Origin of the sequence: Pseudomonas alcaligenes (assembly GCF_014490745.1) — a bacterium.
Taxonomy (GTDB): domain Bacteria; phylum Pseudomonadota; class Gammaproteobacteria; order Pseudomonadales; family Pseudomonadaceae; genus Aquipseudomonas; species Aquipseudomonas alcaligenes_C.
Genome location: NZ_LZEU01000001.1, coordinates 3,995,981 through 4,015,463 on the forward strand (window position 1 = coordinate 3,995,981; position 19,483 = coordinate 4,015,463).

At 66.8% G+C, this 19,483-nt stretch carries 9 protein-coding genes; 4 read left to right on the top strand and 5 right to left on the bottom strand.

Annotated elements, in window-relative coordinates:
* Position 1: 1 nt before the first annotated feature.
* Genes A9179_RS18315 through A9179_RS18335 form a run of 5 tightly spaced genes read right to left on the bottom strand, consistent with a single transcriptional unit; the run spans position 2 to position 9,528 of the window.
* Positions 2-1,639: a DUF2300 domain-containing protein gene (locus A9179_RS18315; RefSeq protein ID WP_187807641.1), complete on the bottom strand. Its 1,638-nt coding sequence runs from the start codon at positions 1,637-1,639 to the stop codon at positions 2-4.
* Between the two features lie 3 nt (positions 1,640-1,642).
* On the bottom strand, positions 1,643-6,202 hold the full coding sequence (locus A9179_RS18320; RefSeq protein ID WP_223123427.1) for an alpha-2-macroglobulin family protein: 4,560 nt from the start codon (positions 6,200-6,202) through the stop codon (positions 1,643-1,645).
* A gap of 26 nt (positions 6,203-6,228) precedes the next feature.
* Positions 6,229-6,867, bottom strand: a complete 639-nt coding sequence (locus tag A9179_RS18325; protein ID WP_187807643.1) for a DUF1175 domain-containing protein — start codon at positions 6,865-6,867, stop codon at positions 6,229-6,231.
* Positions 6,864-8,702 carry a DUF2138 domain-containing protein gene (locus A9179_RS18330; protein WP_187807644.1) on the bottom strand — a complete coding sequence of 613 codons (1,839 nt, stop codon included), beginning with the start codon at positions 8,700-8,702 and terminating at the stop codon, positions 6,864-6,866. The genes A9179_RS18325 and A9179_RS18330 overlap by 4 nt, the downstream gene beginning before the upstream one ends.
* A gap of 37 nt (positions 8,703-8,739) precedes the next feature.
* Positions 8,740-9,528: a YfaP family protein gene (locus A9179_RS18335; RefSeq protein ID WP_187807645.1), complete on the bottom strand. Its 789-nt coding sequence runs from the start codon at positions 9,526-9,528 to the stop codon at positions 8,740-8,742.
* Between the two features lie 298 nt (positions 9,529-9,826).
* On the opposite strand from A9179_RS18335, the gene A9179_RS18340 reads away from it, so the two are divergent.
* From A9179_RS18340 to pbpC, 4 genes are read left to right on the top strand one after another with little or no spacing between them, the layout of a single operon-like run.
* Entirely contained in the window at positions 9,827-15,667 is a 5,841-nt protein-coding gene (locus tag A9179_RS18340; RefSeq protein ID WP_187807646.1) for an alpha-2-macroglobulin family protein, read from the top strand.
* Positions 15,664-16,353 (top strand): lysozyme inhibitor LprI family protein, encoded by a 690-nt coding sequence (locus A9179_RS18345; protein WP_187807647.1) that lies wholly within the window; start codon positions 15,664-15,666, stop codon positions 16,351-16,353. The genes A9179_RS18340 and A9179_RS18345 overlap by 4 nt, the downstream gene beginning before the upstream one ends.
* Positions 16,350-17,054: a lysozyme inhibitor LprI family protein gene (locus A9179_RS18350; RefSeq protein ID WP_187807648.1), complete on the top strand. Its 705-nt coding sequence runs from the start codon at positions 16,350-16,352 to the stop codon at positions 17,052-17,054. Before A9179_RS18345 ends, A9179_RS18350 begins: the two co-directional genes overlap by 4 nt.
* 18 nt (positions 17,055-17,072) lie before the next feature.
* Positions 17,073-19,376: a penicillin-binding protein 1C gene (pbpC, locus tag A9179_RS18355; protein ID WP_187807649.1), complete on the top strand. Its 2,304-nt coding sequence runs from the start codon at positions 17,073-17,075 to the stop codon at positions 19,374-19,376.
* Positions 19,377-19,483 lie beyond the last annotated feature (107 nt).

Below are 19,483 nucleotides of genomic sequence, written 5' to 3' on the forward strand. Positions count from 1 at the left end.
TCTATTCCAGAAGCAGGTGACGGGCGAGGCTTTCGATGTAGTCCTCGTCCTGGCCATTGGGGTGGGCCTCGAAGGCCAGGTGCAGGTATTCGTGAGTCAGGTCGAGCCGATCCTGCAGCGACAGCAGGCCGCGCACGTAGATGCGCCGGCGTTCGCGGTCGACATAGGGATTGCCGGACAGCAGGCGGCACACGGCGAACTGCGCGGTCTCGCTGTAGCCGGGCTCCTCATCCAGGCGCGTACGCCATTGCCGGCGCTGCGCCTGCAGCCAGTTCTCGGCGCTGTCCAGCGGCTGGCAGGCGGCCACCGGCTTGTCCCAGCGACTGAGGCTGGCCCGCGGGAAGGCACGGGCAAGGATGGCGTCGTAGCGCAGGCCGGATTCGGCCTGCTCGACCGCCTGGCTCCAGGCCAGGCGCTCGGGCCCGGGCAGATCGGAGTGATAAGTGACGACGCTGCCGGCCAGTACCAGGTCGGCGCTCCAGGCGGCGATGGCCCGCGCGGCAGTCGACGCCGGGCGCGGCGCCACCCGCTGGCTGGCGCTGCTGTCGCGGATCGCCAGGCATTCGCCACGCCGTTCGGCATTCTGCAGCAGATAGGTACGGATGGTGATCGCCAGGGCCTTGGCCGCCTCGGCCGGTTGCGCCGCCGCCTCGCGATCCAGCACCCGCGCCACATATTCCTCGCGACTCAGGTGGGCGACCAGATGCAGCTGCTCGCCCTGGCGTAGAAGAAACAGCTCGCCCGCGCTCTCGATGGGCAGGCGATTGCCGTTGGCGAACTCCACCTCGTAGTGACCATTCAGCACGCCGACGGCGGCGGCCTTGTCCTGCTGGCGCACCTGGCGCAGCGGATAACGGTCGAACAGCGCCACCTCCACGCACGTACCCGGCTCCTGCGGCCAGGGCGCCGGCAGGGTGCGCCCGAGCACCTCGGCATAGCCGTGCAGGATGCTCTGGCTGGTACCGGAACCGCCAGCCCACAACGGCGTGCCATCCACCAGCCAGCCGGCGAAACCGCCCTGGCGCGCCTGCGCGTCGCCATCGGCCAGCCAGCTCCAGGTCTTCACCCGCAGACGTCCCCCCAGGGCGCCAAGCGCGGCAGCATCCGGCGCATTCAGCGGTACGTCGAGCAATACCCGGCGCGCCTCGGCCTGGGCCGGCAGGCTGGCCAGGCTATCGAGCAGTTCATGCACCGGCACCCGCCGCTGTGGCTGCAACCGATCGAGATCCAGCAACCAGGCCGGCGCCTGCTGCGCCTGCCAGTAGCGTTGCCAATCGGCAGGCTGCAAGCCCAGGCGCTGCGGGGCGAAATACAGGCCGCAGGACTTGGCCAGGGCCTGGTCGCGGTCGATGCGCTCGCCGGCCTGGCAGCAATAGACCTCCTCGCGATCCTGGCCGGTGCAGGTATAGCCGGGGTCGGCCTGGCGGTTGTCCACCAGGTAGGCGTAGACGAACAGTTTCCACAGGCTGCCCAACGGTGTATCCAGCTGCGCCGGCAGGCTGCCACGCGCCAGCACCTGCTGGTGATCTAGCTGCAGCAGCTGGTCACCCTGGCTGGTACGCCAGGCCAGCTGCAACGGTGCCTGCCCCGCCTCGACGAGCAGGGGCACGCACAGCGCCAGCCAGCAGAGTGCCCGCACGGCTTACTCGACCTTCAGCTCGGCCAGCGCCGCTTCCTGCTCGACGGCCTGCTGCTGCGGGTCGTACATGCGCACGTAGCGCGCCGGCGGCAGGTGGAACTGGCCTTTCTGCGAGAAGCGCACCAGGTGACGCAGCTGCACGGTGCCCTGCAGGCTGTCGACCGGCACCGCATAGAGCATCTGCCCCGGCTCGTGGCGGGCCTTCTCCAGCGGCGCCGCCTCTTCCGAGTCGAGGCCGCTGATCTGGATGCCCCAAGTGGTGCGCTCAACATCGGCGCCCGGCGGCAGCGGCACTTCCAGCAGGCCGTAACGATAGGCATGTTCCTCGTCGCCGCCCTGCAGAGTCACTTCGTCGAGGTAGAGCTCGTCGCTGGACAGCGGGCCATCGCCGACTTCCTCGACACTGAAGCTGAACGCCGCTTCGCCCGGTACCAGGCGCAGCAAACGCCGGCTGACCTGCACCGGCACGTTGCCGGCCGGCGTCTCGGCGCTGTCGAAAGTCAGGGTCGCCGGTAACGAACCGACCTGCTCGGCAGGCAGCGGCAGCTCCTTGGGCTGCTCCTTGCCCAGCCACTGCCACCAGGTTTCCCCGGTAGCGCCCTGCTGGGCCGCCCAGCCGGCACCCGGTGCCGGTACGCTGGCCGGCGCCGCTTGCTCGATGCTGTTGTTCAGCCAGGTCAGCGCCAGAGCGCGCTCCAGGGTCGCCTGCTCCGGCGCCAGGCGCTGCAGCAGGGCATTCACTTCCTGCGGCTGCGGCCGGCCCTGGGCCAGGCGTACGGCCTCGGCGAACGGCTGACGGCTGTCGGCCACGCTCTGGCGCGCGGCCTCCAGACCGGTACTGAAGGCCGCCGGCAGGCTGACCTTGCTCTGCGCCGCCAGGTCGGCAGCCAGCACCCGCGCCAGGGCCAGGCCAAGCTGCGAGTTCGGTGCGGCCATCACCGGGCTAGTCAGGCCGGTATCGTCCAGGCTGACTTCGTCGCCGTCGCCAGCCTGGCCCAGGTCGGCCAGCAGACCTTCGAGCAAGGTGTTCACCGGCAACTGCATCTCGCGGGCGAAGTCGAGGATCAGCGCGCGCTGCAGCAACGGCGTGTTGGCCGCCTGCGCGGCATAGACCTCCAGCACACGCTGCCAGTGTTCCGGCGGCAGGCTGATATGCAGGGCGCGGCTGGCATGCCAGTCGGCGTAGTAGGCATAGGCGGTGAGGAAGGCATCGGCATCGCCCTCCTCGCCCCACCAGGTGAACCCGGCTTCCGGGCCGGCCATCTGCACCAGGCGCAGGCGGCTGTTCTGCATGATCAGGCGCAGACGGTCGCCAATGCGTGCGTCACCCTTGGCCAGCGTCGGGTAGGCCAGGCTCAACGGCAGCAGGCGGCTGGAGGTCTGTTCGACACAGCCGTAGGGGTACTCGATCAGGTCGTCGAGAGCCGAGCGGAACAGCGCTTGCGAGCTGTTATCCAGACGCAGGCGGATATTGCCGGCGTCGGCCGGCAGGCTCAGCGGGTTGCTGCCCGGATTGAGGCTCAGGCTCTGGGTGTGCATGCGCTGCCAGCCTTCGCCGGCCACGCGCAGGGTCACGCCAAGGGCATCCACCGGCTTGCCGTCCTGCACCAGCTCGGCACGCCATTCGCCGCCCTCCAGGGCAGTCGGCGGCAACGCCAGGTAGTTCACGCCTTTCTCCAGCTCCACCGCCTGGCGCTGTTCCTGGCCGGCGTAGTGGGTGACCAGTTCGGCCTTGGTGCTCTCCTCGCCCTGATTGAAGGCAAACAGGCCCAGCTGCGGCTTATCACCCTCGCGGAACAGGGTCGGCCCGCTCCACTTCAGGTACAGCGGCTTCTCGGAGCGGATGAACTGCTTCTTCTGCCCCACTTCGCCAGCCTCGTTGACCGCGCGCACGGTGATGCGCCAGCGGGTCAGCGAGTCGGGCATGCGGAAGGTCAGGCGCGCCTTGCCGTCGGCATCGGTGACCAGATCGGGCTGCCAGGCGGCGGTATCGACTTCCTCGCGGCGCGGCCGCTCCAGCACCTTGACCCCGCGTTCGCTGCGGTTGGCGCGGCCCGGTGCGGTCGGGTTGCCCGGCAGGGCCACGTCGTAACTGATGAACGACAGGCTGGCGCTGGTGCGCACGTTGTTGCGCCGTGGGTGATAGAAGAACTGGTCGATGCCCGGGGCGATTTCCGGCTGCAGGGCATAGATCATCTCGTCCACCACGCTGACCGTCAGACGGGTGGCCGCCGGCTTGCCCTGGAACTGGGTGGCGAGGTCGACAGTCACGGTTTCGCCCGGCTGGTAGCGTTCCCTGTCCGGGGTAATGGCAATTTCCACCTGCGCCTTGGCCACCTTGATCCCGGCGTTCTGGAAGCTGTAGTCGCCGCCCTTGGTGTAAAGCACGGAGAAGGTCAGGTTGGGCGCGAAGTGGTCGTCGACCGGGATGCGCGCGCGGTACTGGGTGTCGTTGAGCTTCTCCAGCTTGAGCCAGTCGCCGCCCTTGGACAGCAGCGCGGTAGCTTCCACCTGGTCGCGCTCCAGCGTCAGCAGCGCATCGCCGACCGGCTCGGGGAAGGTGATCAACGCCTGAGCTTCGGCCCCGGCCTGGTACTCGTCCTGGTCGAACACCACTTCCACGGTGCCGGCTACCGCCTTGACCCCGTCGCCGCTGACCGCGTGGCCGGTGGCGCCGAGGATCAGGCCGTGCTTGTCCTTGAGGGTGATGCTGTAGGTGCCGGGGCGCTCGAAGCTGAGGCTGAAGCCCTGGTCGTCGTCATCCAGGCTGGCGCTGTGCTGGCTCTGGTCTTCCAGGCGCACCCACTCGTAGCTGGCCGGCTTGAGTTCGCTGGCCTGCTCGCTGTGGTAGCTGAACGGCACGGCCTCGCCCACCGCGCTGAAGCGCTGCGGTGCGTCCAGGCGATAACGCGCGGCGCCGCGCTCGATGAGGATCTCCTTGCTGACCTTGACCCGGTAGGCGGCGCCATCGCTGGCGAACACGGTGAGCAGGTAGCGGCTCGGCTTGTCCGCCGCCGGTAGTTCGAGGGCGGCGCGGCCCTGGTCGTCGGTGCTCAGCTCGCTGCTGGAGAGTTCCACCGGGAACTGGCCGAGGTACTGCAGCTCGTTGTCGATCATCGACAGCTGCTGGGCACGCAGGCTCAGCTGCAGACGGGCGTTCTTCACCGGCTTGCCGTCCGGGTAGAGCAGCACCAGGTTGCCACTGACCTTCTCGCCGGTGCGGAAGTCCGGCTTGCTCAGGTCGAGGGCGATCTCGAAGTGCGGCTTGATGTAGTCGGCCACGCGGAAGGCACTGCTGTACAGCTGGTCGCGGTAGCTGAAGCGCAGCTCGTAGCCACCGGCCACGGCGTTGTCCGGCAGCTGGAAGCGGCCCTGGGTGCCGGCCTTGCTGTCGAGCGCCAGGTCGAGGTTCTGCAGCACGGTGCCGGTGGCATCCAGCACGCTGAGCTTGAGCGGCGCTGCCTGGGCGGCCACCGAGTCGCGGGCGTTCTTGAACTCGCGGCCGACTATCTTCACTTCCACCCAGTCGCCGGGGCGGTACAGCGGGCGGTCGGTGAAGGCATACAGCTTGGTATCGTAGATTTCGCTGTCGTAATAGAAGTTCTCGGAGACGAACACCCCGCCTTCGCTGTCCTCACCGAGCACGTAGGAGCGCTCCGGGCTGGCGTGTTTCAAGCGCAGCAGGCCCTGCTCGTCGGTGCTGCCGCTGCTCATCACGCCCAGGCCATCGCTCCACAAAACTTTGGCCCCGGCCATCGCACCGCCGTCACGCTTGTTGGCCGTCCATACCAGCAGCTCGTTGCCGGCGATCTTGCTCACCGCCACCGTGTTGGAAACGAACACCACGGTAGTCGCGCGGAACTTGCCGACCAGCGCCTCGACCAGATACAGCCCCGGCTTGAGCTTACCCAGCGGGATATACACGTTGCCCGGATTGACGCTGACGAAGGAACTGGACGAGCCGGCCAGCTCGACGCCCTTGGGCGGCTGGATCGGCTTGGCATCCCACAGCGGGTAGCGGAACTGACTGACCAGCGGCAGGCCCTTCATCGGCGCGTACTGCGGCTGCGCCTCGAACGGCGTGGGCGCCTTGATCGCGTCCCCCATCTTCAGCTCCGGCGCTTCCTCGGTGACCTGCTTGCGCGACTCGTAGGAGAAGGCGCGCTGCATCACCCGCCGCGAGGTGCGGTACCAGCTGTCCCACAGGTAGCTCAGGGTGTTGGACAGGCCCTCGCCCTTGAACTCGCCCTCGGCCACCACCCGGTGCAGGTTCTTCTGCCGTTTGAGGAAGTCCAGCGGCTTTTCGATGCGGTACACGCGCATGTCAACGCCGCCGTAGGGCTCCATCATGTAGCGGCGGTAGTCGCGTCCCGGCGCTTCCAGGCGTACCTGGGCCACTTCGTCGGTGGCGAAGCTGGCATCGGCGAGGAGGAAGAACGACTGTCCGGCCACCGGCGAATAGTTGCTCGACTCGACATTGTCGTCGGCCTGGCTAACGCCCAGCGGCAACAGGCCGAGCAGCAGGGCGGCAGCGGCCAGTCGCGGCAGGCGCAGGCTGTTCATCGCGGGAGACTTCATCGAGTGAGCCTTCATCGCGAAAGGAAATGCAGTCGATAGACGCCGATAAAGTTGGGATTGGATTCGTCGGGTATCCATCGGGTGTCCTTCCATGTCATGAGTTGTTGCAGGCTCACCGAGCGCATGCCGTTGTCTGTCTTGGTGGTGGTGCCAGTGTGATAGGCGATGTTGCGGCCCATCCAGATCATCAGGTGCTGGTCGTCACCCTGGTCGAAGAAGATCAGGTCGCCGGGGCGCGCCTGGTTGAGGTCGCGGCCGAGGAACTGGCTGTTGTACTGGATCAGTTTGATCGCGTTGACGTACGGCCCGACCCGTCCGCCGCCCTGCTGCCACTGCTGGGCGAGCTGACGCTGCTCGGCGCTCAGTTCCAGCTCCGGCGGCAGGTAGCGGTTGGACAGGCCGTTGGCGCGCAGCCACTTGGCGTCGTGCAGCTTGAGCGCCTCGTTGGCGGCGAAGCGCACCAGGCCGGCACAGTCCTGCTGCTGCCAGCGCGGGCTGGGGCCCTGGCGCAGCTGCTCCTGGGCGATGCGCACGAACCAGGCGCGAAACACCTGCGACTGCTGCGCGTCCAGCGCCGGCGCGGCCTGGGCCAGCAGCGCCGGGCTGCACAGCAGAAGGCAGGCAAACGCTATGTAATGCCGTGCTCTCACAGCGCGCGCCACTGCAGCGGCAGCCACTGCCAGGCGCTGCTGGCTTCGCTATCGGCCGGCAGGGTCAGGGCGTATTTGCCGTGGGTGGACAGGGCGCGCAGCTTGGGCAGCAGATTGCTCTGCGCGGCGTTGCGGAACACCGGTTCCATGTCTTCCGGCAGGCTCTCCAGGGTCTCGCGCTCGAACAGCGAAGCCAGGGTCTGCGGCGCCAGGTAGGCCGGCACCAGGGCATCCTTGGGCAGCACTTCGGCCAGCGGCGGGAAGCGCTTGTCCAGGGTATCCAGGGCCTTGCTCACCAGGCGGTCGTCCAGCGAGAACAGCAGGGTCGAGCCGTGCCGCGCCAGGCTGACGCGGAAAAAACCGGTGGAGGCCAGGGCATCCGGATTCTCGGCTTCGCCGCCCGGATACTGGCCGAAGTTGGAGCCGACCTGGCGCTGCCACTTGTGCGTGGCGCCTTGCTCGCTGTCTTCGACCGGGAAGGCGCCGCCCTCGACATTGGCTTCCCAGGCGCCGATCAGGCTGGCGAACAGCTTGCCCAGCTCGGCATCGGTCTGCGCACCGGCCTCGCCCTTGAGCGTGCCGACCAGCAGTGGCGAGTGCAGGCGCGACTCGGCGTACCAGCACAGGCCGGCGGTGCCGCTGAGCTGGCCGCCCAGCTCGGCAGCCACCTTGGCCTCGGCACCAACCTTGTTCAGCAAGCGCTCGGGCACGGCCGCCGCCACTGGCAGGGCGACGCAGGCACTAGCGCCCATGGGCATGGCGCGCCACACCGGGGTGAAGTCGAACTTGCCCTGGTCTTCCACTTCGTTGAGGGCCAGGAAGCTGTGCCAGCCCTGGCTGTCCATCTCGAAACGCAGACCGGCGAAGGCCGGGATAAAGCGCTGGTAGCCGAGGGCGAGGAAATCCGAACTGAGGCTGATGCGCTGCTCCAGCGCGCCACGTGCCTCCAGACCGAAACGCTCGGGGAACGGATGCTGGCCGGCCAGCAGCGCCTCGACCGCATCGGTCGACACCTTGGCCAGCAGCGGGCCGCGCGGCTCTTCGGGCTCGACCGGCGCGGCGGCGGTCTCGTCAGCCGGCACCGCCGCGTCGGGATCGACAGCAGCCACCTCGGTCTGGTCATCCGCGCTGGCCGCCTCGGCAGAAGCCGGTTCAGGCTCCGGCTCGGGGGCGAAAAGCATGTCGGTGCTGGACAGCAGCAACAGCTGGTCGCCATGGGAGGCGAACAGCAGGGAGCGGTCGTTGTTGTAGCGCAGGCGGTAGAACGGCACCGGGGCGCCATCGACGAGGAACTCGCCGGCCTGGCTCAACTGGGTGTCGTCCAGCGCCACCTTGGCCAGCGGCTCCAGGGCCTTGGCCAGGCCGCCGCGCTCGATCACCACCAGGAAGTGCTTGAGGCGGCCGCCGGCATCGCGCCACAGGGCGACCTCGGCCGGCTGGTCGAGCAGCTCGTCGAGCAGGTTGTCGCGCAGCTGCAGGTCGTGCTCGTAGATGATCCGCCGCAGGCTGCCGGTCAGGCCGAGGCGGTCGGCGTTGGCCTCGTAATAGAACACCAGGTCTTCGGTCAGGGTGTCACGCAGCAGCGGCACGTTGAGCAGATCCTTGGGCAGGCGACTGAGCGAGGCGCTTTCGATCAGCACGTCGGGGCGCGCCAGATCCAGGCCCAGCAGGTTCTGCTCGCCCAGCTGGCGTTCGCCCTGCTGCTCATGCCACAGCCAGCCGAAGATGCCGGCGGCGGCCACCGGTACGGCCACCGCCAGGGCGATCAGCAGCGGGCGCAGCCGGCGGCCGGTTGGCGCGCCTTCGCTGGCAACGGGTGTGGTGTTCTCGCTCATGTCTACAGACCCCAGTTCATCCCTGCGGCGGGAGCATTCAATAGTTGAAGGACTTGATCAGCAGCAGATCGCCGATGGTGCGCAGCGGCACCACGAACGTCTCGCGCTTCTCGTTCACGGTGTTCTCGTTGAACACCAGGCTGATCTGCGAGGTGATCACCTCGTTGAGGTTACTGCCAGCCTGGAAGTTGTAACCCTGGCTGTTCAGGTTGCCCCAGTAGTTCACGTAAATCAGGTAGGTGCCGTGCAGCGGCGCGGTCATGGTGAACATTTCCGGGCCGGGGCCGTCGACGCTGTCGACATCCAGGCCGCCACCATTGCTCATCACCGGATCGGCCCAGAAGGCGTGCTGGCCATCGGGGGTGACCACGTGCAGGTCGAGTTCGGCCTGTGGGTCGTCCCAGCCGAGGACGATGCGTACCCGCGCTGGGGTCTTCAGATGGTTGGCTTCATAGAACTGCACGCGGCGCAGCGGCTTGCCGTCGGCGCGCAGCTCGACGCTGTTGGAGCCGGCGCCAAAATTGTAAGGGCGGACAAAGCGTCCTTCGGCGTCAGTGTAGAGGGGCAGCGGGTTGCCATTGACCGCCAGCGTATAAGGCTGGCGCAGGCCCTGGGTGCCGGCGAGCTTGCCTTCGATCAGGCTGCGATTGCGCTGCGCGCCGCGGTCGATCGGCGGCGTCGGGTAGGCGACGCGGGCGTTCTCCGTGCGGTCGAGCAGGCCGGAGTAATGCCAGCCAGCAGTCGGGCCATCCAGGCTCGCAGTGGGGTCTGCCAGGGCCGCCGACGCGAACAGCGTCAGGCACAGCGGCAACAGCGGGGGGCGCATGATTAATCCTTTAAGGCGCTAAGTTGCCAAGGCTATCGACTGGCAAGGCGCCTTTCAATCGCCAGTCAGCGGAACCGCTCAGAGTTTGGCAGCCAATCACATTCATGCTGCCCGAACGGACAGCTTTCAGCCCAGCGGCAGGCCGCCAGGCGAGCGTGACAGGCATCACAAATCGCTCGAATTCTGTGCGCCCGCCCAGCTCTGCCAGGAGGCCGAAAAGCGCATAATTTGCCGGCCGATTGCCGGTACATTCGGTGCCGCGGGCGCAATGCCCGCACCATCATTTGCAGGGATGCACATGTTCGCCTCACTCGTTACGGCCTGCCGCCGCGTATTCGCCTTTCTCTCCTTTATTGTCCTTGGTGTGCTGCGCCTGGGGCGCTGGCTACTCGCTGCCCTGTTCGGCAGCTGGCAGCCGCCGCTGTGGCTGCGCAAGCTCGGCCAGGGCCTGAGCGCCGGCGCGCGCTGGCTGCGCGCGCGGCCCAAGCAGACGGCCCTGGGCCTGCTCGGCCTGGCCCTGCTCGGCGGCGCCGGCGCCTATGTCTGGCACTGGTACCAGAACCTGCCGGTGCCGCACACCGTGGCCTACTCGGTGAAGGAACCGCTGCTGACCGACTACAAGCGCGAGCCGATCCAGGTCGACACCCTGTGGATCAACTTCGGCGAATCCGCCGCGCCGCTGGACGCCATCGGTAAAGAGGTGAAACAGGGCGTGCGCCTGGAACCCGCCGTGGCCGGCACCTGGCACTGGGCCAGCGACCTCAGCCTGGTCTTCACCCCGGCCGGCGACTGGCCGATCGACCAGCACTACAGCGTCAGCCTGGACAAGGAAGGTCTGCTCGCCGACGGTGTACTGCTGCAGGACTATGACTTCAAGTTCGCCACCGCGCCGTTCAAGGCCAGCATCGCCAGCAGCGAGCTGTACCAGGATCCGGTGGTGCCAAGCCTGAAGAAGCTGGTGACCACCCTGGCCTTCTCCCACCCGGTGGATGAAGAGTCGGTGCGCCAACGCGTCAGCGTCAGCCTGGATCGCGGCCTGGAATACCGCGACAAGGACGTTACGCCGACCCCGGACATCAGCTTCAGCAAGAACAAGCTCAACGCCTACGTGCATTCCGCCCCGCTGGCCACGCCGCTGGAAACCAGCAACGTCAGCCTGCTGCTGGACAAGGGCGTGCAGGCCCGCGACGGTGGCAATGCCAGCGAGCAACCGCTGCACACGGCCGTCAGCGTGCCCGGGCGCTACCGCCTGACCTTCAGCGCCGCCAATATCCAGTTCGTCGACAACGACCGCGGCGAGCCGGAACCGGTGCTGATGTTCAGCAGTTCCAGCGCGGTGGCCGACGAAGCCATCGCCAAACAGGTGCAGGTCTGGCTGCTGCCCGAGCACAACCCGCGCAACGGCAAGCACTGGAGCGAATCGGAAGTCGACGAGCAGCTGCTGGCCCGCTCCGAGCGTCTCACCCTCAGCCACATTCCCAGCGTCGAGCCGCTCAACAGCCTGCATGCCTTCAAGTTCAAGGCCGAACCGGGGCGCTACCTGTACGTGAAGGTAGCGGCCAGGGTCGAGGCGGTCGGTGGCTACCTGGCCAAGGATCCGACCTACAGCCTGCTGCAGATGCCCAAGTACCCGCGCGCGCTGAACTTCCTTTCCGACGGTGCCCTGCTCAGCCTCAATGGCGAGAAGCAGCTCGGCTTCCTCTCCCGCGGCGTACCCGGTGCCCACGTGGAGATCGCCCGCCTGCTGCCCAACCAGCTGCACCACCTGGTCGACCAGAACTACGGCAGTTTCGCCCGCCCGGACTTCAGCAACAGCTACTTCGATCGCCTGGTCGAGCGCATGAGCCTGGATCTGCCGATCAGCAACAGCGACCCGGCCAAGACCCACTACGACCATGTCGACCTGGCGCCCTACCTGAATGCCGACGGCGGCCGCCGCGGCATCTTCGTGGTCAAGCTGAGCCCGCAGGATCGCCCGGCCGACGAAACCTTCGACTCCTACTACAGCGATGACGACGGCCCGCGCGACCTGCGCTTCATCGTCGTCACCGACCTCGGCATCATCGCCAAGCGCAGCAGCGACGGCAGCCACGACCTGTTCGTGCAGTCGCTCAGCAACGGCGGCGCGGTGGCCGGTGCCCAGGTCGAGATCATCGGCCGCAACGGCCTGCCGGTGGCCAGCGGGCAGACCGACGCCGCCGGCCAGGCGCACTTCGCCAAGCTCGATGAGCTGCGCCGCGAGAAGACCCCGCTGATGTACGTGGTGACCCTGGGCAACGACCAGTCGTTCCTGCCGGTGGCGCGCAGCCAGCACCGCCTCGACCTGTCGCGCTTCGATATCGGCGGCCAGTACGAGAACGGCGAACCGGGCAAGCTCGGCGCCTACCTGTTCACCGACCGCGGCCTGTACCGCCCGGGCGAGACCGCGCATATCGCCATGATCGTCCGTAGCGGCGACTGGAAAGGCCAGCTGCAGGGCCTGCCGGTGGAGCTGGACGTGCGCGACCCGCGCGGCCAGAGCGTGCTGCGCCAGCAGCTGAAACTGTCCGCCAGCGGCTTCGAGAGCCTCGACTTCGCCAGCAGCGAAGCAGCACCGGCCGGCACCTACAGCGCCAGCCTCAGCCTGATCGACAAGGACGAGCGGCGCATCGACCTGGGTAGCACCGAGTTCAAGGTGCGCGACTTCGAGCCGGATCGCATGAAGGTCAGCGCCACCCTGTCCAAGGCCCCGGTGAAGGGCTGGATCGCCCCCGGGCAGGTCGAGGCCAAGGTCAAGGCCATGCACCTGTTCGGCGCCCCGGCTTCCGGCCGGCGGGTTACCGCCGACATGATCCTCGCCCCGGCCTATGCCGCCTTCGACGGCTACGCCGACTACCGTTTCCGCATCAGCAACTCGCTGAAGGAGAACAGCACCGAGGAACTGGCCGAGACCCAGACCGACGACAACGGCGAGGCCGTGCTCGACCTGCGCCTGGAGCGCTTCGCCGCCAGCACCTACCAGCTCAACCTGCTGGCCAAGGTCTACGAGGCCGAGGGCGGCCGTAACGTCGCCGCACAGAGCAGCCTGATGGTGTCCTCGGCGCCCTGGCTGGTCGGGGTCAAGAGCGTCGACTCGCTGGACTATGTGAGCAAGGGCGCCAAGCGCGAAGTGCGCTGGCTGGCCATCGGCCCCGATCTCAAGCCGCTGGCGGTGGACGGCCTGTCCACCGAACTGGTCGAGCACCGCTACGTCTCGGTGCTGATCAAGCAACCCAACGGCACCTATAAGTACGAGTCGCGGGTCAAGCACATCCCGCGCGGCAGCCAGGCGCAAGCCCTGGCCGCCAGCGGCAGCAGCCAGACCCTGGACACCAGCGAGCCGGGCGACTTCACCCTGACCCTCAAGGGCGCCGACGGCACGCCGCTGAACCAGGTCGACTACAGCGTCGCCGGCCAGGGCAACAGCAGCCGCTCGCTGGAACGCAATGCCGAGCTGCAGCTACGCCTGAACAAGGCCAGCTACGCCCCCGGCGATGACATCGAGATCAGCATCCGCGCGCCCTACACCGGCGCCGGGCTGATCACCATCGAGCGCGACAAGGTCTACAGCCACCAGTGGTTCAAGGCCGACAGCACCAGCAGCGTGCAGCACATCCGCCTGCCCGCCGAGCTGGAGGGCAACGCCTACGTCAACGTGCAGTTCGTCCGTGACGGCGCCTCGCCCGAGGTCTACATGAGCCCGCTGTCCTACGGCGTGGCGCCCCTGAAGATCGACCTCGACGCGCGGCGCATCCCGCTGCAGATCGCCGCTGCCGAGCACATCGAGCCGGGCCAGCCGCTGCACATCAGTGTGCGCAGCGACCGCGCCGGCAAGGCGGTGATCTACGCGGTGGACGAGGGCATCCTGCAGGTGGCGCGCTACCAGACGCCCGACCCGCTGGCGCAGTTCTTCCAGAAACGTGCCCTGGAAGTGGAAACCAGCCAGATCCTCGACCTGCTCCTGCCGGAGTTCAGTCGCCTGCTCAACGCGGCGGCTCCCGGTGGTGACGGCGAAGACCTGCTCGGCGCCCACCTCAACCCGTTCAAGCGCAAGCGCAAACCGCCGGTGGCCTTCTGGTCGGGGCTGATCGACCTGCCGGAAGGCGAGACCACCCTGACCTACGACGTGCCGGACTACTTCAACGGCAAGCTGCACCTGTTCGCCGTGGCCGTCGACGACAGCCGCATCGGTGTGGTCGAAGGCGCCACGGAAGTCCGCGGGCCGCTGGTGATCACCCCCAACGTGCCGGCCTTCGTCGCTCCGGGCGATGTGTTCAAGGTCAGCGCCGGGGTATTCAGCAACCTGGAGCAGCCGAGCAAGGTCAAGGTCAGCGTGGAAACCAGCGCTGGCCTCAAGCTCGCCACGGCCGCGCCGACCGAGCTGGAACTGGCGCCGCGCAAGGAAGGCGTAGTGGAGATCGACCTGCAGGCCCTGGAAGCCCTGGGTTCGGCCGATCTCACCTTCGTCGCCACCCTGCCCGACGGCAAGCGTGTGCAGATCGGTGAAACCACCTCGGTGCGGCCGCTGGTGGAACGCCGCGTGGCGCTGACCCTGGGCCGCTTCGATGGCTCCAGCCATGAGGTGCAGATCAGCCGCGACCTCTACCCGCAACTGCGCAACGTGCAGTTCGGCCTGGCCAGCTCGCCGCTGGTATGGGCCACTGGCCTGCAGAGCTACCTCGACGACTACGGCTACAGCTGCACCGAGCAATTGGTGTCCAAGGCCATGCCGGCCCTGGTCTGGGGCAGCTCGGCGGAGAGCCTCGACCAGCAGTCGCTGCCGGCCTTCGACAGCGCCGTGCGCACCCTGCGTTCGCGGCAGAACCTGGAAGGTGGCTTCGGCCTGTGGGCAGCCAACCCGCAGGCATCGCCCTACGCCAGCCTGTACGCCACCGACTTCCTGATCGAAGCCAAGGAACGCAACTACCCGGTACCAAGCGACCTGCTGGGCCGCGCCAACAGCTACCTGTCGCAACTGGCCAACGGCCCCAGCGAAGGCCTGGAGGAACTGCGCAACCGCGCCTACGCCGCCTACCTGCTGACCCGCCAGGGCGTGGTCACCAGCGGCGCCCTGGCCGATATCCGCGAGCGCTACGAGACCTTCCACAGCAAGAACTGGCAGCAGGACATAGGCGCCGCCTACCTGGCCGCCAGCTACAAGCTGCTCAAGCAGGACAAGCAGGCCGACCAGCTGTTCGAGCAACAGGTCTGGCGCAGCCTGGAGAAGGGCTGGAGCCGCTACGGCCTGTACTACGATCCGCTGGTGCACGACGCCGAGCACCTGCACCTGCTCAGCAAGCACTTCCCCGAGCAGCTCGACGAGGTGCCGGTGAAGCTGCTCGACGCCCTCGGCCAGCGCCTTACCGAGCAGCGCTACAGCTCGCTATCCGCTGCCCTGCTGCTGCGTGCCCTGGACGGCTACGGCGAGCGGGCCGGCGCCGGCCTCAAGCTGAGCGTCAGCGCCTGGCTGGGCAAGCAGGCGGGTGAGCAGGCGCTGAGCCTCAGCGGCAAGCCGCCACGCAGCGCCGTGCCGCTGGCGACCAAGATGCTGCTGCCACGCAAGGAAGGCGATGCCCCGGCCTTCTACATGCTCAGCGAGGCCGGCTACGACCGCGGCGCGCCGGACAAGGTGCTCAGCCAGGGCCTGGAAGTGACCCACGAGTACATCGGCCTGGATGGCGAAGCGCTGCAGCAGGTCAAGGTCGGCGAAGAATTCCTGGTGCGCCTGCGCCTGCGCGCCAAGGACTTCGACCAGGTGCAGCAGGTGGCGGTGGTCGACCTGCTGCCGGGCGGTACCGAGCCGGTGTACAACCAGCCGGCGCCGGTCACCCCCAGCGACGACGAGAGCGACGAGTACAGCGAGGCAGACCAGGAGCCGAGCTGGCAGCCGCCGGTGGGCGAACCGGGACAGAGCACCTGGCAGCCGGAATTCGCCGATGTGCGCGACGACCGCGTGGTGCTCTACGGCACCGTCTACCGCGACGCCGCCACCTTCGTCTACCGCGTCCGGGCGACCAACGCCGGCACCTTCGGCACGCCGCCGGCCTACGCCGAAGGCATGTACGACACCACCCAGCAGGCACGCGGCAGGGCCGGTGTAATAGAGATAATCAGACCATGATGAAGAAGCACATCATTCTAAGCACATTAATTTGCATGCCAAGTTTGCTCTATGCGCAGGCACAACCGAGCCCGACACTCGAAGCCAACTTGCTCGCAAGTGACTCAACGCAATGGCCACTCACCGCACTATTACTCGAAGTAAGTGGAGAAGGTCTGCCTATTCCTATAAAGACCTATTGCAAGGGCGAAGGTAACTGCTGGGACATGGAACTGACCATCAATAACACTCCGGCTCCTGTAGTGAATCAGATGACCATTCCTGACCGGCTCAATTATGGTCACGCCTATGTATGGCTAACCTATAAAGGCTCTGCAGTAGACAAGGGCGCCGTACAAAACGTAAAAGTTTCGCTCACTACATATGGTCTTTCTTATTCGCCTCCTCGCCAGACCAAAAATGATCAGCCACCGCTGATCGTCGACGGGATACACAGTGACAGCATCATTTCCTCACCGTGGCCCGCCTTACTAAAACTTATTGACCAAAAATTGAACGATTATTGGAAAATCCTACCGAAAACCACTCAGCAGTCACTACTTGCAGAACAGCGGATCTGGCTGAGTTATCGCGATGCGGAGTGTGCCTTCCAGGCTCAAACAGGAATTTCTCCCATTGATAGATGCCTTTATCAGGTAACCGAAAAACGACTCTCTCGCCTACCACCCGTGGAGGTGCGCCAATGAAACCAATTTTTTTCTTGGCAGCGCTTTGCTTCGTCAGCGAGATAACTCTGGCCGAAGGCTTCTATAACGCAAAAATCGAAGCCATAGATGACAGTGAGTGGCCGCAAGTAAATATGCTGCTTAAGGTTTACGACGAAAGCATAGAGCCCGAACAGTTCTCTGATGCACTTGAACGCCCAACCCCCTATGACTGCCAGGCAGGCCTTGAAAAGCGCGGCTGGAGTTGCTGGAGCATTGATCTCCAAGAGAATGGGCGACACGTGACCGATGTTCATCAGGTAAGCGTCGCTACGCGGCCTGGTGATAATTGGAGCTATCTTTGGTTGAGTTATCACTCGACGCTTGCCTCAATTGATGAAGGGCTATTGACCCTTAACCTAGAGATTCCCGAATGGAGTCTACGCAGTGCCAACAGCCAACAACCGCTACAACTCTACTCTGCAAAGACCCCGGCCTTGTCAGGCTCCCCATGGAAATTCATGCTCCAACGCAGTGATCAGCAGCTAAACACCAACTATCAGCACCTGCAGGAAAACCTCTCTGAGCCCGAACAAACGCTGCTACGCAAAGCTCAGCGAGCATGGTTACAACTGAGAGGTGCTCGCTGTCCAGCGCAACTCAAGAGCAGGCAAACTCGATGCCTGTACATGACCACTCAGGATCGCGCCGAAGAACTACAACAGCTACGCCAGCAGCTCTGAGACGAGATCATTCGCTGCATGCGAGTTACTAAACCAGCCACAGTCACAGCAGTTCTTTTGGCGGCACTGCTAACCCTGCGCCTGTGGCCGCATGCGCCGCTGCGCGAAGCCGCGCCCGCCTCGCGCCTGGTGCTGGCCCAGGACGGCGAGCTGCTGCGCCTGACCCTGGCCAGTGACGGCCAGTACCGTCTGTGGCTGCCGCTGGAGCAGATGGCGCCGGCGATGATCGACACCCTGCTGCTCAAGGAAGACCGCCACTTCTACCGCCATCCCGGCGTCGACCCCAGCGCCCTGCTGCGCGCGGCCCTGGCCACCTACGGCGGCGGCGCGCGCCAGGGCGGCTCGACCCTGAGCATGCAGCTGGCGCGGCGCCTGTACGGCCTCAACTCGCGGCATATCGCCGGCAAGCTGCAACAGATCGTCCTGGCCCTGTGGCTCGAGGCGCGCCACAGCAAGCACGACATCCTCGAGGCCTACCTCAACCTGGCGCCCATGGGCGGCAATATCGAGGGCGTCGAGGCGGCAAGTCGTATCTATTTCGGCAAGTCCGCCGAACAGCTGTCGCTCAGCGAGGCCCTGGCCCTGGCGGTGATCCCGCAGCAGCCGGGGCGCCGCGCGCACTTCGGCCCGTCTTTGCAGAAGGCCCGCCTGCAGTTGCTGGACATCTGGCTCGCCGAGCACCCGGATGATCCGCGCAACGCCGGCCTGCTGCGCCTGCCGCTGGAAGCGCGTACGCGCGCGCAGCTACCGTTCCGCGCGCCGCACCTGAGCGAGCAGCTGCTGGCCAGCCGCCGCGATGCGCTGCTGCACAGCACCCTCGACTTGCGCCTGCAGCGCCAGCTGGAACAGCTGATCACCCAGTTCGTCAGCGAACACGCCGACCAGGGCGTGCACAACGCCACGGCAATCCTGGTCGACAGCCGTGACCAGGCGGTGAAGGCGCTGGTCGGCTCGGCCGACTACTTCGCTGCCGACCTGCATGGCCAGGTCAACGGCGTGCAGGCGCGCCGCTCGCCCGGCTCGACGCTGAAACCCTTTCTCTACGGCCTGGCCCTGGATCAGGGGGTGATCCAGCCAATGAGCATCATCAAGGATGCGCCCAGCGCCTTCGGCGCCTTCCAACCGGAGAACTTCGACGGCAAGTTCGCCGGCCCGCTGACCGCCCAGGATGCGCTGATCCGCAGCCGCAACGTGCCGGCCGTGTGGCTGGCCAGCCAGGTGCACGAACCTTCGCTGCACGGCCTGCTGCAGCGTTCCGGCGTGCAGCGCCTGCGCGAAGAGGAGTTCTACGGCCTGGGCCTGGCCTTGGGCGGCGGCGAGCTGACCCCGGCCGAGCTGGCGCGCCTGTACCTGATGCTGGCCGGCGACGGCCGCCTGCGCAGCCTGCGCTACACCCGCGACGACCCGGCCACCGTGGGCGCGCAGCTGCTGTCGCCACAGGCGGCCTTCATGGTGCGCGACATGCTGCGGCACAACCCGCGCCCGGACGGCCTGCCGCCCGACAGCCGCGGACGCAACTGGCCGGTGGCCTGGAAGACCGGCACCTCCTGGGGCTTCCACGACGCCTGGAGCGCCGGCCTGGTCGGCCCCTACGTGCTGGTGGTGTGGGTCGGCAACTTCGACGGCCAGCCCAACCCGGCCTTTATCGGCCTGAAGACCGCCGCACCGCTGTTCTTCCGTATCGCCGATGCCCTGCCCCTGGCCCTGCCACAGGTACAGCCGGCGGCCGACAAACCGCCCGCCGGGCTGACCCGGGTCGAGGTCTGTGCCGCCTCCGGCGAGCTGCCCAACCGCTGGTGCCCGCAGACGCGCAAGACCTGGTACTGGCCGGGCGTGTCGCCGATCCGGGTGTCCACCCTGCATCGTCCGGTGATGGTCGACCGTGCCACCGGCAAGGCCGCCTGCCCGCCCTTCGATCCGGCCAGTAGCGAGCTGCAGGTGTTCGAGTTCTGGCCCAGCGACCTGCAGCGCCTGTTCGCCGCCGCCGGCCTGCCTCGCCGCACCCCGCCGGATGCGCTGCGCGACTGCCAGGTACAGCCGGCGATCAACAGCGACGAGGTACCGCGCATCACCTCGCCGCTGACCCAGGTCACCTACAGCCTGCGCCTGTCGCAGCCGCAGGAGAGCATTCCGCTGAGCGCCAACGCGGCCAGCGACGCGCGCCTGCTCTACTGGTTCGCCGACCAGACCCTGCTCGGCCAGAGCACGCCGCAGGCCGGCCTGCAATGGCGCCCCGAGCGCTCCGGGCAGTACCAATTGCGGGTCAGCGACGACCAGGGGCGCAGCGCCAGCCGCGCGCTGCGGGTGGAGTTCCTGCCCTAGGTTCTGTACGAAAAGTCGTCGAGCGAAGGTCAGGCAAGGCAAAAGCGGGTGAGGAAGCGCAGTTTACGAGCGGTAAATGAGCATTCCGAACCAGCTTTTCACGCAGC